This is a genomic window from Sulfurospirillum diekertiae, assembly GCF_002162315.1.
In the GTDB taxonomy this organism is placed as follows: domain Bacteria; phylum Campylobacterota; class Campylobacteria; order Campylobacterales; family Sulfurospirillaceae; genus Sulfurospirillum.
Window position 1 is genome coordinate 1497692 of the sequence record NZ_CP021416.1, and the last position, 25408, is coordinate 1523099.

General features: G+C 33.2%; 26 protein-coding genes and 1 pseudogene. 26 read left to right on the forward strand and 1 reads right to left on the reverse strand.

Going from position 1 to position 25408, the window contains the following annotated elements:
- The first annotated feature begins 3 nt into the window (after positions 1–3).
- From Sdiek1_RS15440 to Sdiek1_RS07770, 26 genes and pseudogenes are all read left to right on the forward strand, one after another.
- On the forward strand, positions 4–807 hold the full coding sequence (locus Sdiek1_RS15440; RefSeq protein ID WP_202819540.1) for an AAA family ATPase: 804 nt from the start codon (positions 4–6) through the stop codon (positions 805–807).
- 1 nt (position 808) lies between these two features.
- Positions 809–1600, forward strand: coding sequence for an ATP-dependent nuclease (locus tag Sdiek1_RS15445; RefSeq protein ID WP_202819541.1), 792 nt, complete (start codon positions 809–811; stop codon positions 1598–1600).
- A gap of 52 nt (positions 1601–1652) precedes the next feature.
- The gene (locus tag Sdiek1_RS15000) at positions 1653–1964 is read left to right on the forward strand and encodes a hypothetical protein (RefSeq protein WP_202819542.1); all 312 of its coding nucleotides are present in this window, start codon (positions 1653–1655) and stop codon (positions 1962–1964) included.
- Positions 1961–3079, forward strand: a pseudogene (locus tag Sdiek1_RS07660) (UvrD-helicase domain-containing protein). The gene Sdiek1_RS15000 and the pseudogene Sdiek1_RS07660 overlap by 4 nt, the downstream one beginning before the upstream one ends.
- 13 nt (positions 3080–3092) lie before the next feature.
- Positions 3093–3944 carry a hypothetical protein gene (locus tag Sdiek1_RS07665; RefSeq protein WP_087438642.1) on the forward strand — a complete coding sequence of 284 codons (852 nt, stop codon included), beginning with the start codon at positions 3093–3095 and terminating at the stop codon, positions 3942–3944.
- 91 nt (positions 3945–4035) lie between these two features.
- Positions 4036–4602, forward strand: a complete 567-nt coding sequence (locus Sdiek1_RS07670) for a hypothetical protein (protein ID WP_087438643.1) — start codon at positions 4036–4038, stop codon at positions 4600–4602.
- Positions 4603–4777: 175 nt separating this feature from the next.
- The gene (locus Sdiek1_RS07675; RefSeq protein WP_087438644.1) at positions 4778–5275 is read left to right on the forward strand and encodes a hypothetical protein; all 498 of its coding nucleotides are present in this window, start codon (positions 4778–4780) and stop codon (positions 5273–5275) included.
- 4 nt (positions 5276–5279) lie between these two features.
- Positions 5280–6773 (forward strand): DUF2779 domain-containing protein, encoded by a 1494-nt coding sequence (locus Sdiek1_RS07680; RefSeq protein WP_192866729.1) that lies wholly within the window; start codon positions 5280–5282, stop codon positions 6771–6773.
- The gene (gene dgt, locus Sdiek1_RS07685; protein ID WP_087438645.1) at positions 6760–8196 is read left to right on the forward strand and encodes a dGTPase; all 1437 of its coding nucleotides are present in this window, start codon (positions 6760–6762) and stop codon (positions 8194–8196) included. The genes Sdiek1_RS07680 and dgt overlap by 14 nt, the downstream gene beginning before the upstream one ends.
- A gap of 939 nt (positions 8197–9135) precedes the next feature.
- Positions 9136–9357, forward strand: coding sequence for a hypothetical protein (locus Sdiek1_RS07690; RefSeq protein WP_025344651.1), 222 nt, complete (start codon positions 9136–9138; stop codon positions 9355–9357).
- 193 nt (positions 9358–9550) lie between these two features.
- Positions 9551–10393 carry an OprD family outer membrane porin gene (locus Sdiek1_RS07695; RefSeq protein WP_238098878.1) on the forward strand — a complete coding sequence of 281 codons (843 nt, stop codon included), beginning with the start codon at positions 9551–9553 and terminating at the stop codon, positions 10391–10393.
- 156 nt (positions 10394–10549) lie between these two features.
- Positions 10550–12436 carry a methyl-accepting chemotaxis protein gene (locus Sdiek1_RS07700; protein WP_025344653.1) on the forward strand — a complete coding sequence of 629 codons (1887 nt, stop codon included), beginning with the start codon at positions 10550–10552 and terminating at the stop codon, positions 12434–12436.
- 2 nt (positions 12437–12438) lie between these two features.
- A complete protein-coding gene (locus tag Sdiek1_RS07705; protein ID WP_025344654.1) occupies positions 12439–13071 on the forward strand; it encodes an HD-GYP domain-containing protein in 633 nt (210 codons plus the stop codon).
- A gap of 46 nt (positions 13072–13117) precedes the next feature.
- A complete protein-coding gene (locus Sdiek1_RS07710; RefSeq protein WP_025344655.1) occupies positions 13118–13771 on the forward strand; it encodes a hypothetical protein in 654 nt (217 codons plus the stop codon).
- Positions 13772–13809: 38 nt separating this feature from the next.
- Positions 13810–15051, forward strand: a complete 1242-nt coding sequence (locus tag Sdiek1_RS07715; RefSeq protein WP_087438646.1) for a PDC sensor domain-containing protein — start codon at positions 13810–13812, stop codon at positions 15049–15051.
- 49 nt (positions 15052–15100) lie between these two features.
- On the forward strand, positions 15101–15493 hold the full coding sequence (locus Sdiek1_RS07720) for an ATP-binding protein (protein ID WP_087438647.1): 393 nt from the start codon (positions 15101–15103) through the stop codon (positions 15491–15493).
- A complete protein-coding gene (locus Sdiek1_RS07725; RefSeq protein ID WP_025344657.1) occupies positions 15474–16163 on the forward strand; it encodes a response regulator transcription factor in 690 nt (229 codons plus the stop codon). The genes Sdiek1_RS07720 and Sdiek1_RS07725 overlap by 20 nt, the downstream gene beginning before the upstream one ends.
- A gap of 343 nt (positions 16164–16506) precedes the next feature.
- Entirely contained in the window at positions 16507–16887 is a 381-nt protein-coding gene (locus Sdiek1_RS07730) for a cytochrome c3 family protein (protein ID WP_084011027.1), read from the forward strand.
- On the forward strand, positions 16863–17522 hold the full coding sequence (locus Sdiek1_RS07735) for a cytochrome c3 family protein (RefSeq protein ID WP_223809794.1): 660 nt from the start codon (positions 16863–16865) through the stop codon (positions 17520–17522). Before Sdiek1_RS07730 ends, Sdiek1_RS07735 begins: the two co-directional genes overlap by 25 nt.
- Before the next feature lie 91 nt (positions 17523–17613).
- Positions 17614–19323, forward strand: a complete 1710-nt coding sequence (locus Sdiek1_RS07740) for an FAD-dependent oxidoreductase (RefSeq protein ID WP_025344660.1) — start codon at positions 17614–17616, stop codon at positions 19321–19323.
- Between the two features lie 128 nt (positions 19324–19451).
- On the forward strand, positions 19452–20015 hold the full coding sequence (ribA, locus tag Sdiek1_RS07745) for a GTP cyclohydrolase II (protein ID WP_025344661.1): 564 nt from the start codon (positions 19452–19454) through the stop codon (positions 20013–20015).
- 9 nt (positions 20016–20024) lie between these two features.
- Complete coding sequence (locus Sdiek1_RS07750) at positions 20025–21095, forward strand: bifunctional 3,4-dihydroxy-2-butanone 4-phosphate synthase/GTP cyclohydrolase II (RefSeq protein ID WP_025344662.1); 1071 nt, start codon at positions 20025–20027, stop codon at positions 21093–21095.
- A 208-nt stretch (positions 21096–21303) separates the two neighbouring features.
- Complete coding sequence (gene ribH / locus Sdiek1_RS07755; RefSeq protein ID WP_025344663.1) at positions 21304–21774, forward strand: 6,7-dimethyl-8-ribityllumazine synthase; 471 nt, start codon at positions 21304–21306, stop codon at positions 21772–21774.
- 194 nt (positions 21775–21968) lie between these two features.
- The gene (locus tag Sdiek1_RS07760; protein ID WP_025344664.1) at positions 21969–22502 is read left to right on the forward strand and encodes a carboxymuconolactone decarboxylase family protein; all 534 of its coding nucleotides are present in this window, start codon (positions 21969–21971) and stop codon (positions 22500–22502) included.
- Positions 22503–22862: 360 nt separating this feature from the next.
- Entirely contained in the window at positions 22863–24365 is a 1503-nt protein-coding gene (locus tag Sdiek1_RS07765; protein WP_121495801.1) for a reductive dehalogenase, read from the forward strand.
- Complete coding sequence (locus Sdiek1_RS07770) at positions 24362–24586, forward strand: hypothetical protein (RefSeq protein WP_025344666.1); 225 nt, start codon at positions 24362–24364, stop codon at positions 24584–24586. The genes Sdiek1_RS07765 and Sdiek1_RS07770 overlap by 4 nt, the downstream gene beginning before the upstream one ends.
- Positions 24587–24982: 396 nt before the next feature.
- Here the strand turns inward: Sdiek1_RS07770 and Sdiek1_RS07775 are convergent, their stop codons facing one another.
- Positions 24983–25399: an iron-sulfur cluster assembly scaffold protein gene (locus Sdiek1_RS07775; RefSeq protein ID WP_025344667.1), complete on the reverse strand. Its 417-nt coding sequence runs from the start codon at positions 25397–25399 to the stop codon at positions 24983–24985.
- Positions 25400–25408: the final 9 nt, after the last annotated feature.

Below are 25408 nucleotides of genomic sequence, written 5' to 3' on the forward strand. Positions count from 1 at the left end.
TAGATGAATATATCAAAAATAAAAATAAAAAACTTTAGGTTATTAAGAGATTCAGTATTAGAAGTGAAAAAAGATTTATCTTTATTGATAGGTAGAAATAACAGTGGTAAAACTTCGCTTTTGGTTTTATTTGAGAAATTTTATAGCAATGAAGATTTTACATACGATGATTTTAGTTTATGTTTGCGAGAACAGATTCATGACATAAATGATACTACCAATATTCAAGATTTATCAATACAAATGATTTTAGAAATAAATTATGATGGGACTGATAATTTAGAAAAACTATCAGAATTTATTTTAGATTTAGACCCAGAACAAAATGTGGTAAAGATACTGTTTGAGGTAAGCATCAAAAAAGAAAAAATACTGCCTATTTTAGAATTACTTAATGAACCTGATAAAAAAACTAGATATATCAAAAAGAACTTTCAAAATTTTTTGACAACAACCATATATTCATTTGAAAATGATGAAGATTTACTAGAGGAAAATAGGTATAAATTAATTAAGAAAGATTTAAAACAAGTTAAAAATCTAATAAATTTTCAAATTATTCATGCTAAAAGAAATGTTTCTAGTTCAGATGACAACAAAGGCAAAAGAATACTTTCAAGTATGACTACGAAATATTTTAATCAAAAAAGTATTGTAGACCCAAATTTTTCAGACATTAATCAAATGATGATAACCATGGATGGTACTCTTAATACAGAGTATGATACAAAAATTCAAAAGATTTTTTTAAAAATTGGGAAAAAGACTTTTTTAAAATATTTGATACTTTTAAAAAGTTATATCTGACTTGGAATCAAATGAAGTAATAAGCAATTCTTCAAAGGTTGTTTATGGTGATGCTTCTAATCATTTGCCAGAACATTTAAATGGGTTGGGATATATGAATATTTTATATCTTCTTTTAGATATAGAAATGAAAAAAAAGAGTTTCAAAGAAGAAGGAAAAGATATTAACTTACTTTTCATAGAAGAACCAGAAGCTCATACTCATCCGCAAATGCAATACAAATTTATAGATAAGATAAGAAAAGTTCTTTTTGAAATATCGAATTTGCAAACGGTCATTACAACACATTCTGCCCAAATCGTGGCAAGATGTAATTTCCAAGATATAAGATATTTACTCAATATCAATAATGAAAACATAAAAATTAAAAACTTTCATTCTGAATTAAAAGCACAATATGGTACAGAGGAAGAAGAATTTAAATTTGTAGAACAGTATTTGACTTTGCAAGCATCAGAGTTATTCTTTGCCAATAAAATTATATTTATCGAAGGAACTACAGAAAAAATGTTACTTCCTTATTACATTAATAAATTTGATGAAGAGAGGAAGAGTATTCCTAATTACATACCAATTTCTTCTCAAAATATTTCAATTGTAGAAGTTGGGGCTAATGCAGAAGCTTTTGATAAATTGGTAAGATTTTTAGATATTCAAACTCTAATAATTACAGATATAGATACTACATTAAAAACAACTAATACATCAAGTACTGCTTATCCCGCACATGAAGTTGAAGGAGCAACTCATACTAGTAATGAAACAATAAAAAAAATATTTTCATGCACCTGATGTAAACTCTGCAGATTTTCCGCAGTGGTTTGAAAATTTAAAAAATAATACTTTGTCAATTACTGATGCAAGCAAAATTAAAATTTTTTATCAAATAAGTGAAGATAGTTATCATGCTAGAAGTTTTGAAGATGCTTTTATAAAAGTTAATTTGACTAAGTTAATTGATCAAAAAGATAACTTGAGAGGTTTACAAAATAAAAGTGAATTAACTAACACTACAGGAATTTATGATTTGACAGAGAAAATATTAAAGAAAAAATCTGACTTTGCATTCTCTTTATTGTATTTGGCTTTATCAAAAAATATAGACTGGCAAATGCCTTTATATATTAAAAAATGCTTTAGAATGGATCCAAAATGACGCCTCTTGATAGTATTAAACAATGTATTGAAGATAAAAAATGTTTTGTTCTTCAAGGTGGTGCAGGTAGTGGTAAAACAGAAACATTGAAAAATGTCTTAGAAAATATATCTGAAAACTATCCCAATAAAAAAGTTGCTTGTATAACACACACTAACTTAGCCGTTGATGAGATAAAATCAAGAGTTGGTGATAAATATACAATTAGCACCATACACTCTTTTTTAAATTCAATAATTAAAGATTATAAAAAAACATTTTTCAATGTATTTTTGAGCTTTTTAAAGTTGAGAAAATAGAACGAAACGAGGTGGATTTTTACGGCGGTGACGAAAGAGAACAAAAGAAGCAAGAGCATGAAAAATATAAAAAGGTATATGAAAAATATGCCAAAAAAGCTTTTTACTGTAACGCATGAAAGAATAGATAAGCCAGAAGGAAAAAGAATCTATGATGTTAATCCAGTAGCATATAATACAAGTTTAAATACTAGAATTGAGGCATTAAATGAAATCATTAAAAGTCAAATAGAAGCAAAAGACTACAATAAGATTCAATATAACGAAACCCGTTTTGATAGTTATAATGATTTAACTTTTGGACATGATGGGTTATTAGAAATCGCATATCAACTTTTTAGCTCTTTCCCTAAAATTGGTAAAATTCTTCAAGATAAATTTGATTATATTTTTATCGATGAATATCAAGATACCAATGAAAAAATTATACAAATTTTTTTAAGGCATCTTCCACAGAACGATAAAACAGTAGTAGGTTTATTTGGGGATGCAATGCAATCAATCTATAAAGATGGAATTGGGGATGTTCAAAACTATATAGCTGATAGTACTTTAGAGGAAATAATCAAAGAAGATAATTATAGATGTTCTGTTCAAGTAGTAGAATTTATCAATAATATTAGAACAGATGGACTAAATCAAGAAGTTCAATTAAAGCATGATGAATCTACTTTGGATGAAAGACAAGGTATTGTCAGTTTTTTTTATTCTATTGTTGATAGTAAGCCTACGGCATTTTCAACCAAAGAAATCAAAAAGTCAATATATCGAAAAAATAAACAGTTTAATCGAACATGCAAAGAACAATCAGCCTAATTCAAAATTTTTAATGTTAACAAATAAATCTATTTCAATAGAGGTAGATTTTCAAAATCTTTATGAAACTTTTGCGCAAAGGTATCAAGAGCCAAAAGAATATATTGATGAAGTATTGATAAAGTTACAACTTATAGATTTAGTAGAACTTTGTCAATCCTATGAAAATGGGAATTATAATTTTATATTGACTGAATTGAAAAAAGTTGGATACCCTATAAAAACCATAGCGGATAAACAAAAATTAAAAGAAGATATTGAATATTTATTAAATTTTGAAGGTGGTGCGATAGAGGCACTACATTATGCTTTTAATAATAGGTTAATTAAAAAATCAGAATCCTTTAATGCCTACATATCAAGAAAAGAAGCTTTTTCGTTGAGTTTAGACAATGATGAATATAGAACATTTAAAGAAAATTATATTTCTGGTCAGAATACATATACAAGAATGACAAGTGCTGGAATTGAAATTGAAGAAGAACAATTTAATGAATTAGAAAAAGAGTTAAAAAAAGAAAAATTATTTGAAGGCTTGTTTTCACCAATAGTTACTTTTAAAGAAGTGGTCAATTATTGTAATTATATGAGTGAAAAAGTCGAATATATAACAATGCACAAAACAAAAGGCTCTGGAATTGAAAATGTCATTGTTGTTTTAGATGAGTATTTTTGGAATGAATATGACTTTTGCAAAATTTTCGATACAACTATTAGTGATACTAAAAAAATTGCAAGCCAAAAACTTTTTTATGTTGCTTGTTCAAGAACAGAAAAGAATTTGACTTGTATAAAGTTAATTACACAAGATGAGGAAAGTTTGATACAGTCTTTTTTTCAAAGTGCAATAAGAATAGATTTATAATTTCTAACAGGAGTAACTTATATGACTTTATATGAAAATGTAATTATAGGCAATTTTTTTATATGGGTTAGGACTTGATATAGGGATATCATTGGGCTTAAATAATGAAGATGTAGATTTACCAAGTATTGTAAATTTATTACAACAAACCCCAGCTGATAAAGAATTGGGAGATATGTTGTTAGAATTTCCTGGGGTTGTAAAAGTACTAGAATTTAAAAATGCAAAAAATCCATCAAAAAAAGAAAAAAAAAGAGTAGAAAAATTAGAAAAAGCTTTGAAAGATAATGAAAGAATGAAATATGTATCAAGAGAGATTCATTGGTATATAGAAACTGAGCCTTTTAATAAAATTTGTGCAAATAAGATTGTCCCTTATTTGGATGCATATAATGGAACTATAGGAATGGACACCTTGGAAAATTTTATTAAGAGTATTTCAATTGAAGTAAATAATCCTACATCTGGTATTACACATGAAGAGCAAAAACATTATTTGTCTTTGGTATCAACATGTCAAGGTTCTGGAAAAGTTGGCACGGGTGGATTAATTGTATCTGTTTCAAAAAAAGGTATTAATTATGTAGAATTTTCGCAAATAGAACAACTTCAATTGCAGCATAAAGAATTTAAAAAAAGAAATGCAACACAAATGTGAAAGTATTATGAAAAGTGAATACGAATTAGAACAAAATCGTTCAAGAGATAGAAGTAACAATTTGCATAGGAGCCTTTAATGGATAGCGAAGAAAAAGAGAAAATTATTTTTTTGTTCAAATCAGCATCAAATCTTTTAGACTCAGTAGAAGAAAGTAAAGAAAAATCTTGATAAGTTGATTGAGAATTATAATTTACAGAATAGCAATCTTCAGCTCAATAATAGAAATCTCAATAAATCAATTCAAGAACTAAATAATAGTGTAGCAAATATAAATGAAAAAATTCAAAAAGAGATTCAATCTAAAAGTTATGCAATAGCGGATACTGTGGTAAATCATATAAGCACAAATTTTAAAGAAGCAAATAAATATGCAAATGAAGCTACAGAACTTTATAAAAAGGCGAGTAACTCTATAATCTATAAAGTTTTTTTTATTAGTCTGATTTCTTTTATGTTTTTTACAGGAATGGCTTATTTTGGATATACATTTTATTTACAAAAAAGTATTGAAACATTAGAAAATAAAAATATATTGTTAAAAAATATGACAATAGCTATAACTAATAATGACAGATATTTGTTGGTGAAAAGTGTTGATGGAAAACTTCATGATGGGAATGATGGAAAATATATAATTGCAGTAGATAAATTAGGTCCTGATTTTAAGTAATAACATGACCCTCTCAAAATCCCTCTACACCCGAGCCATTCAATGCCCAAAATCTCTCTGGCTGAAAAAGTACAAACCAGAGGTTTTAACCTCACCCGATACCAGTGCCAAAGCACGGTTTGAGACGGGTAATATTGTGGGGGATTTGGCGTGTAAATTGTTTCCTGATGGGCGTGAGATACCTTTTGATGCACACGATTTTAAAAGCATGGCGAGGCTGACCCAAGCGTATCTTGATGAGGGTGTGGAAAATATCTACGAGGCGACGTTTATTTACGAGGGTATCGTGGTGATGGTGGACATCTTGCGCCAAACGCCTCTTGGTTTAGAGCTGTATGAAGTGAAGAGTTCCACCGATGTGAAGCCTATCTATCTGCATGATGTTTCCATTCAGCTGTATGTTTTAGAAGCCCTTGGGTTTAGGGTTGGGGCGTGTCATGTGGTGCATATCAACTCTGGCTATGTGCGAGAAGAAGCGTTGGAGCTTGAAAAGCTTTTTGTGGTGGTCGATGTCAGTGGTGAAGTGCGCGATTTGCAAGCTGCAATTCCAAAAAGACTTGAAATGTTTGAAGCGTATCTGGACGATAAAATCCATGAGCCAAATATCGACATCGGAAAACAATGCAATGACCCGTATGAGTGCGATGCAAAGGCGTATTGTTGGAGGGTTCAGCGAAATATCCCAGAGTACAGCATCTTTAATATCTTCAACCTTGGCAGTAAAAAACAACAAGAGCTTTATGCACAAAACATCGTGACTATCGAAGCTATACCCGAAGACTTTGCAATGACACCCATTCAATGGCAAAAGGTTGAGAACTGGAAAAAGCAACACACGTTCATCGACCATGAGGCGATTGCCGAGTTTTTAAAAACACTCACCTATCCCATTTATCATCTCGACTTTGAGACCTTCCAACAAGCCGTGCCTTTGTGGAGTGGTGTCAGTCCTTATCAACAAATACCGTTTCAATACTCTTTACATGTAGAACACCGTGATGGCACTTTGGAGCATAAAGAATTTCTAGCAGAGTCAGGAAGCGACCCAAGACGTGCTTTGGCGGAGAAATTGGTCGAAGACATACCTTTACATGTAAACATTTTGACATACAATATGAGCTTTGAAAAGGGCGTCATCGCCTCACTTGCCGAGCTGTTTCCAGATTTACATGTAAAGCTTATACACCTACACAACAACATCAAAGATTTGATGATTCCATTCCAAAAAGGACACTACGTCACCCCGAGTATGCAAGGTAGTTACTCCATCAAATACGTCCTTCCTGCACTTGTTCCTGAGATGGAATTAGCCTATAAAAAACTTGAGGGCATCCAAAATGGTGGAGACGCCATGAACGCCTTTGCATCTTTACATGGTAAGAGTTTGGACGAGCAAATGAAAGTGCGTGAGCAGTTGTTGAAGTACTGTGAGTTGGATACTTTGGCGATGGTTAGGGTATTGCAAAAATTGAGAGAGGTTTTAAATGATAGATTATAAACAAAAACTAACCACCGATAGAGAATTTTACCCCATTGAAAATCTAGAATACTCCATCGAAAGTGATCGTGGGCGCATTCTTTCTTCTCCTGCTTTTCGTAGACTTCAAAAGCGTACTCAGGTATTTGCACTGGAACTCAATGCTTCGATTCGCACCCGCTTGACGCACTCTTTGGAAGTTTCGCAGACGGCACGGTTTATTGCTAAAAACATTTTGAGTAAGCTTGAAAAAGAGGAGGGCTATGAGCTCAAAGGACTTGAAAATGCCTTTGTTTCTACTGCAGAGATGACCAGTTTACTGCACGACATCGGCAATCCTCCCTTTGGGCATTTTGCAGAGCAAACCATCAATAAATGGATAAAAGAAAATGCACTACCTTTCATTGAAACATTTCCTGCAAACACTGATAAAACAAAAAAACTCAAAGTGACGCTCTCGCAAGACCTGTGTAACTACGATGGGAACGCGCAAGCCACTCGTGTCATTACTAAATTACAGCGACTCAATCTCTCTTATACCCAAATAGCCTCTGTGGTTAAATATACACGTGGTGCATACGAAGAAAAGCCTCAAAAAGGTGAGCCGTTTGATTACCTGATGAAAAAACCAGGGTTTTACTACAGCGAGAAAGGTTTCATTGAAAAAATTCAAGATAAGCTTAATATCAAACATGGTTGTAGATTTCCTCTAACCTACATTATGGAAGCTGCAGATGACATCTCTTATTTAACCGCTGATTTGGAAGATTCTGTCGAAAAAGGCATTTTGAATCTAGATAAAGTCTATGAGCTTATAAAAGCAGAGTGTGATAAAGAGGGGGAAACCTATCTTTTAGAAGTTATTCAAGAGAGATATGACCAAGCAAAGAAAAACGATGAGCCATATCAATTTAGTATGTTTTTTACATTAGTGCGTGCAAAGCTAGTAACCTCTTTGGTTTATCACGTAGTTGATATTTACATCAACAATCATGAAGCGATTTTTGAAGGATCATTTAACAGTGCTTTACTTGAATATGACAAAGAGAGTAAATACTACAAAGCGATAAAAATCTTACAAGCGATTTCTGCGAAGCATATTTATCAAAATAAAGATGTTCAAACGCTAGAGTTGCAAGGCTATACGATTATCAATGGACTTTTAAATATTTTCAAACCCTTATTGGAGCTTACATGTAAAGATTTTGAAGCACTGCTTCATGATGAAAAAATAGAGTGCTTTATTGCAATGAGGTTGATTAAGCGTATTTCTTCCAAGCAGATCGTAGCGTATCAAAATGATGTTAAGGCATTGGATCGCGAAGATGAAGAGCAATTTGAACTTCTTGAATGGTATCATAGGGTACGCCTTGTCATTGACTACATTAGCGGCATGACTGACGATTTTGCATTGCATGAATATCAAACATTGTTAGCACTTTAAGATCATAGATTATAGAATGAAACAGATGAAGTCAATCGCAATCATTATATGGGAACAATAACAGTTGATATCGGCAAAATAATTGCATGATTTTGACAATTATTGACACCTCGTTGACACCAGTAAAGTTTAAGGTTTGGAATATCGTATTTTAGGGAGTTAGGGTGGTACTGAGGCCGGACTAAAATATATGCTTCAACTACAGTAATATCAGTCTTTAATTATTTTAATGTGGACAAGTACTGTCAAAAGTACTGTTATTTTAAAGTGTTTCAACTATCAGCTTATGCGTGATCTAGTTTTTAGGATGGGAACATAATTGTTATATTATTTTAATAGTAAAATACAAAAATCACTTCATTCAGTTAAAACAATATAATCTGCGATTCGTTTTATAACCCCAAATTAAATACTTTTTCTGAACCAATACTCATTTAACTATAAAATATTTTAATTAATAAAAAAAAATTGAAGTATTTAAAACTTATCTACAATTTCCCTACAACTTAAATGTATATTTACCATGAAAATATATAAATTTAGATTAATAATGATGAAAAATAGTTAGAAGGAGGATTATATAAGTTCGGTTAGTTATTGTTTTGTTGACTTACTGTTTGTAGTTTGCTCTCTTTAATTTTAGTGTTTTACTATTGATTAAGAGTATTGGTGACGTCTTTTTGTTTTGCTGTATGTTACCAATTGTTAAAAAACGAACAAGTAACTTTTTTTATGGATCTGTGGTAGTTACAATTATCATAGGTCTTCATGTTAGCGTTAATAAATATTTATTAGCAAATAAATACAAAAATCAAGGTGCTAGCCCTATTACTTTCAGATATATATCAAAGTAAAGGTTAATTTAAGATTCAAATGAGATTTTAATTAGAATATGTTTTTATACTAGTTGAAACAAAACTATTTTTAGGAGGAGTTTATATGAAATTAGCAAAGTTAAGTTTGGCGACATTGATCGCTATGAGTTCAGTTGTGTATGGCGCGGATACACTGGAAGATGCATTTAAAAATGGTAAGGTTAACGGGGAAATTAGAGCATTTTATTTTGGTCGTGATTATGATGCTGCTGCACATGGTGGTCCTGGAGCAACAGATTCTTCGTTAATGGCTTTTGGTCTAAGACTAAGCTATGAGGACGGCTGAATTAAAAGGATTTAGAGTAGGATTAGGTTTTCAAGGACAAAGTACTCCATGGGCTGATACTGATACGAAGCTGGACCATATGTTACCATGGGATTTAGGTGCATCAGGTGCTATTTTATCTGAAGCATACCTTTCTTACACTATGAATAAAACAGTCGTTAAAGTTGGTCGTCAGTACTTTGATAAGCCACTTATGAGCAGCGATAATCATGACGTAATAAAACAAGCAATTGAAGGTGTTACAATTGTTAGCAATGACATTCCTGATACAACACTTTATGCAGCGTATGCATGGAGAATGTCTTGGATGAAGGATAATGGGGTTAATAATGATTTTGCAAATTTTGGCAAGTTTGGCCTTTTGTATAATGTTATTCCTGGTGCTGAAGGTGGCGACTATGCTTATGTGGTGGGTGCGATCAATAAATCACTTCCAGATACAACATTGACATTGGCTTATGGTGAGGAAGATAAATCTCATTCTCTTTTTTTAGCACAAGCTGATTATATGCCAAAGATTAATGATAGCGTAACGTTAGTCACAGGTCTTCAGTTCTGGAATACAGAATTAGATGAAAGAAGTGTGGCTTGGGCAGATTCAACGGTTTACTCAGCCAAACTTGGTCTTAATGTTGGACCTGTTGGGGCTTATGTAGCGTATGCTAAGATTAATGATGGACGTGGCGCTTGGGGCGTTGGTATGACAGATGATCGCCCAAGACTGTATACTTCAACACTTACAGATGCTGGACAATTTGAAGCGTCAACTCAGTATGCTGTTGATGTACATGCATTTGTTCCTCAAATCGCAACCGTTCTTGGCGTGCGTTATGTCAATATTGATTTAGATGAAAAAGGTGCAGCATCATCACAGGTTGGTATTGGAAAGATTGATCAAACAGGTTTCTATGCTATACACAACTTCAGCGGTTCACTCAAAGGTCTCTACTGTATGGGCTTTTATGAAATTGCAAATAATAGTAATGATGCATATAGCAGAGATGAAATCCGTTTTAGAGTTGGTTACGAATTTTAATAGCAATATATTTTTTCTAACGAAACAAGTATAGATCTCCTTGTAATAAAATGGGTTTTGCATGTAAGTATGCAACGCCCATTTTTTATTTACATGTAAAGCTTTAAATGTATGGCTTTACATGTAACTAAAAATACATGCTCAAGGATTACAGATATGAAATTGCAACAGAAGATTACACTTTCTATTGTGTTAGGATTGGTCACTGGATTTGTTGTTTTTTTAGTCATTAACCATTCGATGATGAAAGAAACGACAAGTTCAGAAATTTATGAAAAGCTTAAAGATAAGTCATTTGGGTTGACTCAAAACATACAAAATTGGTTTGAATCAAAGCAACAAATCGCAAGTGCGTTAGCAGATGTTGCGCAAAAGATTGAAGATAGATCCCCTGAAAATTTACGAAGCTATTTGAATCTTGTCAATAAATCTGCGAAGATAGATGCTTCTATGGTTTACTATAAAGGTATGCCACTTCGTCATACCGATCCTAACTGGGCACCTTCTCCTGAGCAAGAAGAAGCCAATATGCCATATCAAATGATGCTCTCCAAAAAATTTAAAGAACAAGCGATCAGTCCTATTATTAAAAGTCCTATCGATAAAGTGACTGATTTGTTGGTTATTGTCTCTCCTTTTAATGGTGACAGTGAAGTGACCTTGGTTGTTGAGATTAAAGATATTAATGAAAAAGTACGTGAGAGTAAGTTTGAAGGTGGTTATGCTGCGTTGATAGGGGCTGATCACAAAATTATTGTTGATCCAAATGTAAAGATGCAAGGGAAGTCACTTTCTGAAAATGCTCCTGAATTAAAGTGGCTGGAAGAGGAAATTTTTTCTAAAAAATCAGGTTTAGCTGACTATAAAATGGCGGGGAAAGAATGGATAGCAGTATTTGATACCGTTGAAGCTACCGGCTGGAAAGTTGTCGTGACCGTAGACAAAGAAATTGCTTTTTCTAATCTAAATGCGCAAACTCAAAAATTACTCTTTATTAGTTTTGGCTTTTTCTTGTTAGGTTTGATTGGAATTTATGCTCTTTTAAAATGGCAGTTTAAACCACTGCACGCATTGCAGACGATGGTGAAAGATTTGTCATCAGGAGAAGGGGATCTCACTCAGCGTTTGAAAGTGCAAAGCAAGGATGAGTTAGCGGATATTGCTACTTCAGTAAACCTTTTTATTGAAAAGATTCAAATTTTACTTACCAACTCAAAAGAAAGTAGCAGTGAAAATGCATCGATTGCGCATGAACTTTCTACCACCTCTTTATCGGTAGGGAAACGCTCAGAAGAAGAGAGTTTAATCGTTTCCGCTTCCGTTACAGAGGGGCGCAATGTTTTGCAAGAAGTACAAAACGCTGTGAGTATTATCAAACATAACAGTGAACAATTAGATTTGGCAAATGTAAATTTTAAAACTATTCAAAAAGAGATGGATACAGTCAATTCAATACTACAAGTGGGTTCGAAAAAAGAAATAGAATTAGCAAAAAAACTTCAAGTTACTTCTGAGAATACAGAAGAAATAAAATATGTCCTAACCGTTATCGCTGATATTGCGGATCAAACCAACTTGCTTGCACTTAATGCCGCCATTGAAGCTGCACGAGCTGGAGAGCACGGACGAGGTTTTGCTGTGGTCGCTGATGAAGTTAGAAAATTAGCAGAACGCACTCAAAAAAGTTTGAGTGAAATTAATACCACCATTAATGTTGTTGTTCAATCAATTGCTGATGCAAGTGGAGAGATGGATTTTAACTCTAAAGAGATATTTAAACTTGCAGAGTTATCCTCAGAGCTCAAAACTATTGTAGGTGATAATGCAAAAATACTTGAATCTACAATTGCGAACAATCGTCAAAGTGTTCAAGACTTTGTACACGTCAATGAATCAGTCGATACTATGATTAAAAAAATACAAGAAGTAGATACTATTGCAAGTGCTAATGCTAGAAGTATTGAAGAGGTAGCAAGTGCTAGTGATCACCTCTCTTCGATGACTAATAAACTCGATAATGAACTTAAAAAGTTTAAAGTTTAAGCATGTCAGATATGTCTTCATTTTTGTGTCAAGACTGTATTGTTGATTTTAAGCAAGATGTGATGAATATGCTAATTCACACCATAGAACTAAAAGATATCTATACATCAGGCCATTCAGAGCAAGTGGCTCGTTATTGTTGTTCAATTGGTAATGCTCTTAACTTAGGGTTAAAGGATACAATTCTTTTATACCAATCTGCTTTTATGCATGACATAGGAAAAATTCTTATTGATCCTAAAATTTTGCAAAAAAATGATTATTTGACGAAAGAAGAATATGAGAGTGTTAAAAAACATTCTACTTTTGGAGCTCAAATGCTTCAAAATATCAATTTATTTCAAGAGCATGCTCAAATCGTTAAACATCATCATGAAAGATGGGATGGAACAGGCTATCCAGATGGTCTTACAAATAAAAAGATACCATTTTTTTCCAGAATCATTGCGATAGTTGATGCTTTTGATGCTATGACATCTATGCGAAATTATAAAAATAAATGCACATTTGATGAAGCTCTTAATGAGTTGGATCGTTGCAGTGGAACGCAGTTTGATCCGGAACTTGTTTCAATTTCCGTGAAAGTCCTCAGTGCATTTATTAACAACAACGCATTCAATAAAAAAATATGTTAAAGTTTAATAATGACATATAATAAAGTTTGATGAATAAAGGAAGACTATGTTAGATGAAATAAGAACAATTACCATCAAAGAATTAAAAGAAGAGATCAAAGAAAATCTAGAATATGCTCATCCCGAAAAAAATGAAAGTGTAGCTGCTGCCAATGCCTTTGGTGTACACTATGGATTTAAACCCTATGTAAATGATATTTTTTTTGCAACAGAAGATGAAGCGGTTGCCTATACGTTTAACACAGAAACAATCTATCAAAACATTAAAGAGCTTAATGATAGTGCAAAAGTTATTGAAAGTTATGATGATACAGAAGATACCTTGTGCTATGCTATTTTTAATGATATTGATAAAATTGCTCTTAAACAAGTCTTTTTTAGCCCCAAATCACAAAATGAAATTACAATCAAATTTCTCTTTGAAGAAGAGCAACTTTGTGTCTCTGATGAGAGTTCTCTAATGTTTACATGTAAACTAATGGATAGCGGTGAGACTGTATGGAACGAGGAAGAAAGTATTGAATTAATGTTCGAAAAAGAAGGGATTTTATACCCTGAGAATATTCGTAAGTTAGTAGAGGGCTTGTGGCTTTCTTGGAGAAACTATGAAAGAACTCTTGAAGAACTTGAAAAAGATCTAAATGCTTTAGTAGCATGGATTAATGCAATGACAAAAACAAAGCCCAATTTTATAGAATAAGTTGAAAGTTTTTATAATTCATGAGAAAGGAAAGCTAAATGAAGTTGGAAAAAAAGATTATCCTTTCTATTATGGGAGGTATGCTCTTAGGATTTACGGCATTTCTTAGTATCAACTATTCTATGATGTATGAAACAACCAGTACAGAAATCTATGATAAACTTAAAGGTAAATCTGCTGATTTAACACGAGATATTGAAGAATGGTTGGGAGATAAGCAGCGAACAGCTCTTGCTTTGGCTCGGCGTGCACAGAATCTTCAAGATAGATCACCTGCTAATGTACGAAACTATCTCTACCTCGTCAATCAATCTGCCAATATTGATGCTTCTATGGTTTACTACAAAGGTCAAACCCTCATTCATACAGAACCTGACTGGGCACTTACTCCACAAGAGGAAGAAGCCAATATGCCTTATCAAACGATGTTGGCTAATGGTTTTAATCCTACAATCAGTAAAGTTTTTAAAAGCCCTATTAATAAAATTGATAATATGGTTGCGGCGATTGCTCCTTTTAATGGAGATAGTGTGGCAACGTTGGTTGTTGAGATTAAAGATGTGGAAGAAAAAGTTTCTTCGAGTAACTTGGATGGAGGTTTTGCAGCACTTATCGATGTAGACCGAAGACTTCTTGTTGATCCAAATCCTAATTTTATCGGTAAGAAAATTTCTGAATTTAATCCAGAACTTGGCTGGATGGAAGAAAAAATATTTGCACTAAAGTCAGGATATATTGAATACCTTGTAAAGGGGAAAGTTTATTTGGCTTTTTTTGATACGATTGAATCTACAGGATGGAAAGTGGTACTCACGTTAAAAAAAGAAACTGCTTTTGCAAATTTGACGGTGCAAACAAAGAAGTTGATCTTGATTAGTGTAATCTTTTTTATTCTAGGTGCTATATTTATTGTTATCATTAATATTTTACATGAATATTGGAGACGCGAAATTGAGCTGAAACGAGATGAATATGAGTTTATTTTAGCACATCGTTCTCGCATCAGTGAGATAGGTGAACTCATCTCTGGGATTAATCATCAATTGCATCAACCTTTGAATTCTTTAAGTCTTTTATCCTCTTCAATGCTTTCCAAATCAAAAAATAAAACACTGACTTCTGAAGTTTTAGAAGAGAACCTTATCATGTCTCAAAAAGCTATTGCGCTTATGTCTACGACTATTGGGATGTTTCGAAACTTTTATAGGTTTGATGGAAATGCCACTACTTTTTGCTTAAAACAGTGTATAGACGGGGTTTTACAAGTTCTTTTATATTGATTTTTCTCGTCACAATATCAGTGTTGAGATTGACTGTGATAGATGTGACATGTTAAACATTACTTCTGTAGATAACTTCATTCAACAAGTATTACTGGTTCTGCTTCAAAATGCAAAAGAAGCATTACTGATGACGAATGACAGAATAGATAATAAAATACAAATCCATGTTTCTCTTGATGGTGAATTAGTCAACGTTGATATTGCAGATTGGGGAGAGGGAATTAGTAAAGCGATTGAAGAAAAACTTTTTGACAATATTAAAAGTTCTAAAAAAACTTTAGGCAGTGGTATTGGGCTTTATTTTGCAAGAAAATTAGCCAGAGAAAAACTCAAAGGTGATCTTGTATTGGTGCAATCTTCAATGCCAACAATATTTAGATTTTCTTTTAAAAATTATTTATCTCCAAAGGAGCAAAACGATGCATCTGCAAACGCTTAATTTACTTAATGATATCTGTGTACTTATAGTCGAAGATGATGAGATTGCAAGAACGACGATTAAACAAGATATTAAGCCCTATTGCAAAGCTTGCTATGAAGCGGCAGATGGACTAAGTGGATTGCAAAGTTTTAAAGAACATCATATTGATGTTATTATCACGGATATTCATATGCCTGGTATTAATGGACTGGATATGATTAAAGAGATATTAAAACTCAAATCCGAACAATTGTTTATCGTTATGACTTCTTATGATAATGATAAAAACTTGATTGAGAGTATGAAAGAGGGAGCGTGTAGTTTTTTGCGTAAGCCTTTAGATATAGAAGAGTTACAAACAGCTCTTATAATGAGTTTAGGAAGAATCAAATATACGACAAAAATTCTTAGTGAAAGTGTTTATATTGATTACCAAAAAGAGATTATATATATAGATAATCAACCTGTTTTTCTCTCACATACAAGCAATAAAATATTTTGGTTATTGTCTTACAATATAGGTCGTTTGGTTTCTTATAATATGATAGAAGATTACATTTACGATGGCGAATCTGTTAATAAAAATATCTTACACAATGCTATCCTGAGAATTAAAAAACAACTTCACTCTATTGATATTGAAAACATCCCAAGTGAAGGATATATTTTAAAAGTTAAAACATTGTAATTAGTTTTAGCGAGTCAAATTAACTATCAAAAAATTTATTTCTGAAGCAAATGATTAAATGTACAGGACAGAATAGTGTTTTTGTTTGTGTACAAGGATATTTTATAAAGTAAAACTACTTCATTACATGGTTTACATGTAAGCATTTTCTATCTTCAACACCTCCTTTAATTTTAAGTTTTTTTTAATTTTCAGATGAGTTCTCTGATAGTGTATTGCTTTATACTTAAACTTAGAAATTAAAAAGAAAGGTTGTAACGTGAAAAGAGTTTTTCCAATACTTGGCATCTTTCTTTTTTCCATTGTGTTACTGTGTATCTCTGTACAGGCTGTTGACAATGCTATGTCACCTACTACTACAGCCAAAGAGGCTACACCTGTGATAGAAGTAAGCAAGGAATTAAGAGACCAATACCCAATCAAATCGCACCATGCGAAGTTATCCATAGATTGTATTCACTGTCATGATGACCAAGGACGTGTTCCTGCTAAATTTGAATACATTGGGGATAAAGGGTGTCTTAGCTGTCATGGAAGTAAAGAAAAAATGGCCAAACGAACAGGATTTATGGATATGTTCCATACCAATCCTCATAATTCCTATCATGATGGCCCAACATTATCATGTGATGAGTGTCATAAAGAACATGAACCTTCACAAAATAGATGTATGGAGTGTCACGAAAAAGAGGTTCCTAATTGGATGAAGAAGGTAATGCCATGATAAAAAATATTTTTACGTCTATTAAAAAGAAAATTCCACTTCTTTTAGTTGTAGGAATTGTTGTAGGCTTTATCGTTTCTTATACATCCTATGAAGCAATATCAAGAACAGGAACGCCTCAGTTTTGTGTTGTTTGTCATGAAATGGCGCCGATGAGAGCATCATATGATAACGATGTTCATGGTGGCAACGGTAAAACAGGCATAAGAGTCAATTGTGTTGATTGCCATCTTCCTCATAATAATCTTGTCAATTATGTTTTTACAAAAGCAAAAAATGGAATGTCTGAAGTAGGTACTCATTTTTTTGGAAATCCAGATGCTATAGACTGGCAACAAAAGAGAGAAGAGCGAGCTAAATTTGTTTATGATGATGGATGTATTAAGTGTCATAGCAATTATGCAACAAATGAAAAAATAAGTCCAAAAGCTCGACAAATGCATGAGCATTATAATGGACTTCTTGGTACAAATAAAGAATTGGGTTGTGCAAGTTGTCATGCAGAGATAGGACATAACGGACTTAATAATATGTTAAATATTTATAAGCCAGAACACGCTCTTTATGAAAAAGGCTCTGCAAAAGAAAAAATTAAAATAAATGAAAAATTATACGGAAAAGGAAGTTCTAATTAACAAAGTATCCCCTAAAACAAAAATAAAAAACAGAACAGAATAAGGTGCTCGCAAGAGTCAATACATACGAAAAATCAAAAAAGGAAAAAAGATGACAAATCAATCAAGACGAAATTTTTTTAAGACCAGTGCAATTGGTACAGGAGTTGTGGCATTAGGTGCAACAGGAATTGGTTCAAGTTTGAGTGCTGCAGAAAAAGGTCCAGATTTAGATAAAGCAGCTGCGCAACCTTTTATCACTGAAAGAGGAATTGCTCCTTCAAAAAATCCTGCATATCCAAATACTTTACCAAAAGTTGATGCAAGCCAAGTTAAAGAGACTGTTGAAGCTGATATTATCGTCATTGGAGCTGGTTTTGCAGGTATGTGTGCAGCTATTTCTGCTGTAGAAGTTGGTGCAAAAGTAATTGTGTTGGAAAAATATAAAAGACCAGGTGCCCGTGGTGGCCATATTACTGCATTTGGTTCAGATTTTCAAGATAAACACGGAATCACTAAAGATATTCATCCAAGACAAATCGCGAAAGAACTTGAACGATGGGGACAAGGACGTGTTGATGAAGACTTACTAAGACTCTTTATTGAAAAAAGTGGCGCATGTATGGATTGGCTCGATAACACATTGAAAACAAAAGGCTTTCAAAATGGTCAATGGTTTGAAGGTTGTAAAGATCCATTCTATTATGAACACCCAGTAACACATATGTTTAGAGATAAAAATGGCGTACCTGGTAACGCACCTGTGGTTGATGCTCTTGTTGAAATTGCAAAAGAGAAAGGCGTAGATGTAGTTTTTGAAGCGAGAGCACTTAAACTTGTTAAAGATGGTAATAAAGTTACAGCAGTTATTGCTAAAACCAAAAAAGGTTATGTTCAATATGCAGCTAAAAAAGCTGTTATTATAGCATCAGGCGATTATGCTTCAAATCATGATATGGTTTCTTACTACTCTCAAACATCATCACTTGCAGATGCTCAAATTTATTTTCCAAGTAAATCCAATACCGGTGATGGTCATATGATTGCTATGGATATTGGTGGTGCTATGCAAAGAGATGCAAACCATGCTGCAGTTATTCACTTAGAAGCAGGTGCAAAAAGTTATAACTTTTTACATGTAAACGCATATGGTAAACGTTTTAAAAATGAAGATATCAATACACAATCAATGAGTTGTGGTAAATTGTATCAAAAAGATGGCATTGCTTGGTCTGTTTATGATGCAAACGGTCTTAGCTATGCAGAAGAGATGATGAAGAAAAAAATTGGTGGTGGTTTATTCTTTGGCCAACAAGATAAAATTGTAGGCGTTAAAGAATGGAGCATGGACGATGAAAAACATATGCTTGAAAAACATATTTCTGAGGGAAAAGTTGTTGTTGCTAACACTCTCGAAGAACTTGCAGATAAAATGGGTGTTCCAAGAGCAGAATTTGTTAAAACTGTTAAAAGATACAATGAAATTGTCAAGGTTAAGAATGATACAGATTTTGGTAAAAGATCTGAATGTCTTTATCCTGTTGAAAAGGCACCTTTTTATGCTGGTAAGCTTTTGGCAACATTACTTACAATGTGTGGCGGTCTTAGTACGGATGATAGAATGCTTGTTCTTGATAAAGATGATAAAGCATTTGATAACCTCTATGTTGCTGGTGCTGCACAAGGTAACTTCTTTGCAGGCGATTACCCAACAATCTGTCCAGGTATTGGTCATGGACGTTGTATGACATTCGGACGCCTTACTGGTCTAGTTGCTGCAGGTAAGAGTGTTAATGATGTTAAAACAAAAATGACACTATAAGTTACATTTTTGAGATAGGTCTGCTTGTAATAAGCAGACCTTGTATGTACCCTTGCGAGGTTATATACAAGGTCTTTTATCTTATATCTCTACATAGCAATAGATAAAACGTTATTAAAGGATATGGAATGAACATTAAAATCTCAAATATTGCTAATCTTCCATCCAAATTTGGAAATTTAAAAATCCAATCTTTTCAAGAAGGTATTAAAGAGCATTTAGTGATTTTCAAAGAACCTCTTGGGCAGATTCCATTGGTTAGAATTCATAGTGAATGTTTAACAGGGGATGCACTTGGCTCTTTAAAATGCGATTGTGGTGAACAGCTTGAGTTTGCATTGCAGAATATCTCATCACTTGGTGGAATGATCATTTACTTACGTCAAGAAGGACGCAATATTGGTTTGTTTAATAAAGTAAATGCCTATGCGCTACAAGATCAAGGGTTCGATACTATTGAAGCAAATCATCAGTTGGGTTTTAAAAGTGATGAACGTAGTTATGAAGTGGTAGAAACTATTTTAGAGCATTTTAAAATTGATAAAATTCGTTTGCTTACGAATAACCCTAAAAAAATGAGTTGTTTAAAAAACATTATGATTATTGAAAGATGGCCAATTATTATACCTTCAAATAATCATAACGTTGATTATTTGAAAACTAAAAAAGAAATGATGGGTCATTTACTTTAAAGGAAAAACATGAATGCAATATTAAGCGATCAAAAAACATTCCAGGCTATTATCCGCGTTAATCAAGCGATTGAGGATATTAGACAAGGCAAGATGGTTGTTATGGTAGATGATGAAGATAGAGAAAATGAAGGTGATTTAGTTTATGCTGCTTCTTTTTCTACACCACAAAAAGTTAATTTTATGGCAAGTCATGCAAAAGGGCTTATCTGTGTTGCTATTTCAAAAAAGATAGCAAATAGATTGCAATTAGAGCCTATGGTCAAAAAAAATGATTCATCATATGAAACCGCTTTTACAATTACAGTCGATGCAAGAACAGCAGCAACGGGTATATCTGCAGGTGAGCGTGATATGACCATAAAAATTTTAGCAGATGGTGGATCGCATGAATCAGAACTCGTTCGTCCCGGCCATATTTTTCCATTGATTGCTAAAGAGGGTGGTGCATTAGTAAGAATAGGTCATACTGAGGGTTCTGTAGATTTATGTCGTTTAGCAGGACAGGGTGACTCTGCCGTTATTTGTGAAATCATGAAAGAAGATGGAACAATGGCTAGACGTCCTGATCTGGATATCTTTTGTGCGAAGCATGAATTAAATATTGTCTATATTTCTGATATTGTAGAGTATCGCATGATGAATGAATCACTTATTCGTGTTATTGCCGAATCAACAACGCAATTTTTAGGCAAAGATGCCAGACGTTATGACTTTGTGGATCATAATGATAACCATCATATAGCCTATGCGTTTGGAAATATTAAAAATAGATCAGCAGTAAAATTTCATAGTATTATGCCTGATAATGAACTTTTAGCTGATACAAAAAAATATAATAGCTTAATTCAAGCCATACACTATCTGCAAAAAAGTGGTGGAGTATTGATTTTTATGGATAATGGAACACAAGATATGTCTAAAATTCGTGAATACGGTATAGGTGCGCAAATAATTAAACATCTAGGTATAGAAAATATAGAACTTTTAAGTGATAGTAAGAATAAAGAGTTTGTTGGCATTAGTGGGTTTGGCCTTAGCGTCATTAAAAGTACGAATGTTAATGAAACTGTTGCTTAAAATAACAAGTATTTATTGTCAATGAAAATAAAGAGTAAAAAAGGTATCAGTGTAATGGGTTTCTATCTTGTAGCGTATGGTTTAAGTTGTGTTGTGTTGGGAATGATGATTGGCACATGCATTCAATTCTCTAAAATTAATAAATGAGTCTGCAATGGATTATATCAGTATATCCATTTTGTTAAAATGTATGATATGAAGGATAATAATGAATATTGTAGAAGGTAAATTGTCCCTAAATGGTGACGAAAAAGTTGCTATTATTAATGCACGCTTTAACCATATCATCACAGATCGTTTGGTAGAAGGAGCGCGGGATGCCTATTTGAGACATGGTGGCAAAGATGAAAATTTAGATCTTGTTTTGGTACCGGGTGCATTTGAAATTCCAATGGCACTTAATCGTCTTTTGGCTTGTAGTAAATACGATGCAGTATGTTGTTTAGGTGCAGTAATACGTGGTTCAACGCCACATTTTGACTATGTGTCTGCAGAAGTGACCAAAGGTGTGGCCAATGTAGCACTTCAATTTGCTAAACCAGTCGCTTTTGGTGTCCTGACAGTGGATAGCATTGAACAAGCAATTGAACGAGCAGGTAGTAAAGCAGGTAATAAAGGTTTTGAAGCAATGGTTACTGTCATTGAACTATTAAGTCTATACTCTGCATTAAAGAATTAAGAAAAAGTTATAGATGTAGATATTGATAGAATTGATGGTGTTTTTTTGAGCATCGAGATAGATAGAAATACTACTGAATATTATTTAATGATTAAAGAATTAGTAGAAAAATTATTATTATCTACAAACAACCTATAATTATTTTCTATACTTACATTTATAATAATTAAATATTTTAAAAATAAGGATAGAATATGGCACACATAGCACTTTGCGTCTATGAAAATATGAGTGATTCTGTTAAAAAACATGCGGATAAGAAATTGGAAAAAACGGGTAGCTTGGGTGAGATATTTCAGCTACTTGCATTAAATGAAGACGTTTATTTTGCTACAGATACTATGGTTTCCAAGTTTCTCTTGAAAGAAACATTACTCCCTTATGTCACCAAACAAAGAATTGCAATATTAGTATCATTGGATAATGGGTGTAAAATGTGTGCAGGTGTACACAAGCAACTTGCACGGGCTTTAGGTGTGAGTGAGGTTGAAATTGAAGAAATAGCATTAGGTATTGATGCCCTAAGTTGTAGTGAAGCTGAAAAAAGGTTACTTCATTTTTGTATTCGTGCCTCAAAAAAAGATAACTATAAAATCATGAAAGAAGATATAGAAGTTATCAAGGCGTTTGGATACAGTGAAAAAGAGATCTTTGAAGCGGTTTGTATTGTTGGATATTTTAATTATATCAATACCTTATCTAATACATTTGGTCTTGGAAGCGAATAAAACATAAAATATTAGGGACGACTTTTTATCTTACTTTTTTTTTTAAAAGCGTTCCTTTAACACAAATTATTGTCTGATATATTGACAAAATCTTTATAAAATCTCCAAAAATATAAAAAAAAGAAAAGTATTTACTTATTACTTCGTAAATATTATTAACTTTCATTATTTTAAAATTAAAATCTATATCTTTCCTATAACAAAGCTATAACTTTTGTATATCATTCTTAAAATGTGAAATTAATTCATAAACACATTAAAAAATAAATAACTGTACTTGGGGTTATTTATAAAAGGTTACAAGAAGGTTTGAATACCACTGTGTAAGTTGTTACTCTTGGTATTTTTTAAGGAGGAAGTATGGAAAAGAAAAAAAAGCCTGAACTCTCAAGAAGAGATTTTGGTAAGTTGATTATCGGAGCTGGAGCTGCAGCAACGATAGCTCCATTTGGTGTACCAGGTGCAAATGCAGCTGAAAAAGAGAAAAATGCAGCTGAAATTCGTCAACAATTTGCAATGACTGCAGGTTCTCCCATCATAGTTAACGACAAATTGGAAAGATATGCTGAAGTACGAACAGCGCTTACTCATCCAACCTCAATGTTTAAACCAAACTACAAAGGTGAAGTGAAACCTTGGTTTTTATCAGGATTTGATGAGAAAGTACGTCAGATTGAAAATGGTGAAAATGGTCCTAAGATGAAAGCTAAAAATGTAGGAGAAGCTAGAGCAGGTCGTGCACTTGAAGCTGCTGGATGGACCTTAGATAATAACTTTGGAGGTAACTTTGGAGGTTATCCAAATAGATTTTCTATGTTATGGTCTGGTGAGACTATGCATAACACCCAAATGTGGGCACCAGTAGGGTTAGATAGAAGACCTCCAGATACAACTGATCCTGTGGAACTTACAAATTATGTAAAATTTGCTGCACGTATGGCAGGTGCTGATTTGGTAGGTGTTGCAAGATTAAATCGTAACTGGGTTTATTCTGAGGCAGTAACTATACCAGATGAACAATCTTGGCCTAAAGAGATTGAAAAGCCAATCGTTTTCAAAGATGTTCCACTACCAATAGAAACTGATGATGAATTAATTATCCCTAATACTTGTGAAAATGTTATCGTTGCAGGTATCGCTATGAACCGCGAAATGATGCAAACAGCTCCTGCCAGTATGTCATGTGCAGCAGCAGCATTTGGTTATTCACGTATGTGTATGTTCGATATGTGGTTATGCCAGTTTATTCGTTATATGGGTTACTATGCAATTCCATGCAGTAATACTCTTGGACAATCAGTTCCCTTTGCTGTTGAAGCAGGTTTAGGACAAGCTAGTCGTATGGGTCTTTGTATTACTCCTGAATTTGGACCAAACGTAAGACTTACAAAAGTCTTTACAAATATGCCTTTAGTTCCAGATAAGCCTATCGACTTTGGAGTAACAGAATTTTGTGAAACATGTAAAAAATGTGCACGTGAGTGTCCTTCAAAAGCAATTTCTGAAGGTCCAAGAACTTTTGAAGGACGAAGTATTCATAATCAATCAGGTAAATTACAGTGGCAAAATGACCATAGTAAATGCTTAGGTTATTGGGTGGAATCTGGTGGATATTGTGGTATATGTGTAGCTGTTTGCCCCTTTACAAAAGGCAATATTTGGATTCATGATGGCGTTGAATGGCTTATTGATAACATAAGATTCTTAGACCCATTAATGCTTGGTATGGATGATGCATTGGGCTATGGTGCAAAACGAAATATTACAGAAGTTTGGGATGGAAAGATTAATACATATGGTCTAGACGCAGACCATTTTAGAGACGCTGTAAGCTTTAGAAAGGATAGGGTTAAAAAATCATGAAATTATTAAATATTTTAAATTATAAAGCGCTTGGTTTGAGTTTACTTTATTTGGCATTGATTTTGGTTACTTTCCAAATTTCAATGGGAAGTTATGGAGAGGATGAGCCACAAGCTGGTAGTATATTAATGGTTGCTGGATTGATTTTTTCGATCATCGGCGTTTTTCTTTTAATGAAGTTCAAGCCAACATATATTTTATGGGAAAAGCTTAAGCGTTAATTTCTAAATCTATGCATAAAGTAGGGTTTACATCATTACATGTAAACCCTACTTTTCTCTTTTTCTAAGTCATAAATATGCTTAAATATACAGCACGTTTAGCTTGACATTCCCATTATTTTGGAGTGACTCCAAAGCGCTGATGAAGTGGCTGACTTGATTATGACATTTATGCAGGGATTACGAGTTCAATCACGAAATCAATACTCTGGTGATGCAATCAAGCGAGCCATAAAAACATTTTTGGCTTTGATAAAGTCAATGGAAAAGAAAAAAAGTATATTTTTAGGTTTGTAATTGATATAAGAAAACGTTATAACTTTTTTTTCAGTTTTAAGAGAGATGACTTGGTAAATAACTCTCTTTTGAGCTAGATCGCCAATTATCTCTCTTGTTTTAAAAAGTTAGAGTCGTAATGCGCTCTTCTTTCTCTTTTTCATAATAAGCTTCTACGCACTCTTTATACGCTGTTAAAAATAACATGCTGCATCGTGATTCTTTAGAATCGTCATCTTTGATTTGTTTCAAAATATTACCAGCTAAAATGTAAGTCTCTGAAAGCGTAGCATTAAAAGCAGAATCTAAATAAAGCGAAGCTTGTGCAAGCAGTGATGGGCAACCTTTGATTTCAAAACCACATCTGACAGTCTTATCATCTTCAATTTGCATAGTAAGGACAACTTTACCTTTTCCATCGGGGTGAAGGCATGTCGCTTTGGCATTGTAATTATCTAATAGTCCATAAAAACGAGGGTTTTTCATATGGTCTTCTAATTGGCTTATGAGCCCTGTGTAGTCAAAATCATCACGCATAGTGTTTAT

Bases quoted from the DNA above. Each gene is read 5' to 3' on its own strand.
- Sdiek1_RS07765 (WP_121495801.1), top strand. From the start codon at position 22,863: ATGGAAAAGAAAAAAAAGCCTGAACTCTCAAGAAGAGATTTTGGTAAG.
- Sdiek1_RS15440 (WP_202819540.1), top strand. From the start codon at position 4: ATGAATATATCAAAAATAAAAATAAAAAACTTTAGGTTATTAAGAGAT.
- Sdiek1_RS07700 (WP_025344653.1), top strand. From the start codon at position 10,550: ATGAAATTGCAACAGAAGATTACACTTTCTATTGTGTTAGGATTGGTC.
- dgt (WP_087438645.1), top strand. From the start codon at position 6,760: ATGATAGATTATAAACAAAAACTAACCACCGATAGAGAATTTTACCCC.
- Sdiek1_RS07750 (WP_025344662.1), top strand. From the start codon at position 20,025: ATGAATGCAATATTAAGCGATCAAAAAACATTCCAGGCTATTATCCGC.
- Sdiek1_RS07770 (WP_025344666.1), top strand. From the start codon at position 24,362: ATGAAATTATTAAATATTTTAAATTATAAAGCGCTTGGTTTGAGTTTA.
- Sdiek1_RS07705 (WP_025344654.1), top strand. From the start codon at position 12,439: ATGTCAGATATGTCTTCATTTTTGTGTCAAGACTGTATTGTTGATTTT.
- Sdiek1_RS07715 (WP_087438646.1), top strand. From the start codon at position 13,810: ATGAAGTTGGAAAAAAAGATTATCCTTTCTATTATGGGAGGTATGCTC.
- Sdiek1_RS07695 (WP_238098878.1), top strand. From the start codon at position 9,551: ATGAGCAGCGATAATCATGACGTAATAAAACAAGCAATTGAAGGTGTT.
- Sdiek1_RS07760 (WP_025344664.1), top strand. From the start codon at position 21,969: ATGGCACACATAGCACTTTGCGTCTATGAAAATATGAGTGATTCTGTT.
- Sdiek1_RS07710 (WP_025344655.1), top strand. From the start codon at position 13,118: ATGTTAGATGAAATAAGAACAATTACCATCAAAGAATTAAAAGAAGAG.
- ribA (WP_025344661.1), top strand. From the start codon at position 19,452: ATGAACATTAAAATCTCAAATATTGCTAATCTTCCATCCAAATTTGGA.
- Sdiek1_RS07690 (WP_025344651.1), top strand. From the start codon at position 9,136: ATGAAATTAGCAAAGTTAAGTTTGGCGACATTGATCGCTATGAGTTCA.
- Sdiek1_RS07680 (WP_192866729.1), top strand. From the start codon at position 5,280: ATGACCCTCTCAAAATCCCTCTACACCCGAGCCATTCAATGCCCAAAA.
- Sdiek1_RS07665 (WP_087438642.1), top strand. From the start codon at position 3,093: ATGTTAACAAATAAATCTATTTCAATAGAGGTAGATTTTCAAAATCTT.
- ribH (WP_025344663.1), top strand. From the start codon at position 21,304: ATGAATATTGTAGAAGGTAAATTGTCCCTAAATGGTGACGAAAAAGTT.
- Sdiek1_RS07725 (WP_025344657.1), top strand. From the start codon at position 15,474: ATGCATCTGCAAACGCTTAATTTACTTAATGATATCTGTGTACTTATA.
- Sdiek1_RS07740 (WP_025344660.1), top strand. From the start codon at position 17,614: ATGACAAATCAATCAAGACGAAATTTTTTTAAGACCAGTGCAATTGGT.
- Sdiek1_RS07720 (WP_087438647.1), top strand. From the start codon at position 15,101: ATGTTAAACATTACTTCTGTAGATAACTTCATTCAACAAGTATTACTG.
- Sdiek1_RS07730 (WP_084011027.1), top strand. From the start codon at position 16,507: ATGTCACCTACTACTACAGCCAAAGAGGCTACACCTGTGATAGAAGTA.
- Sdiek1_RS07775 (WP_025344667.1), bottom strand. From the start codon at position 25,399: ATGCGTGATGATTTTGACTACACAGGGCTCATAAGCCAATTAGAAGAC.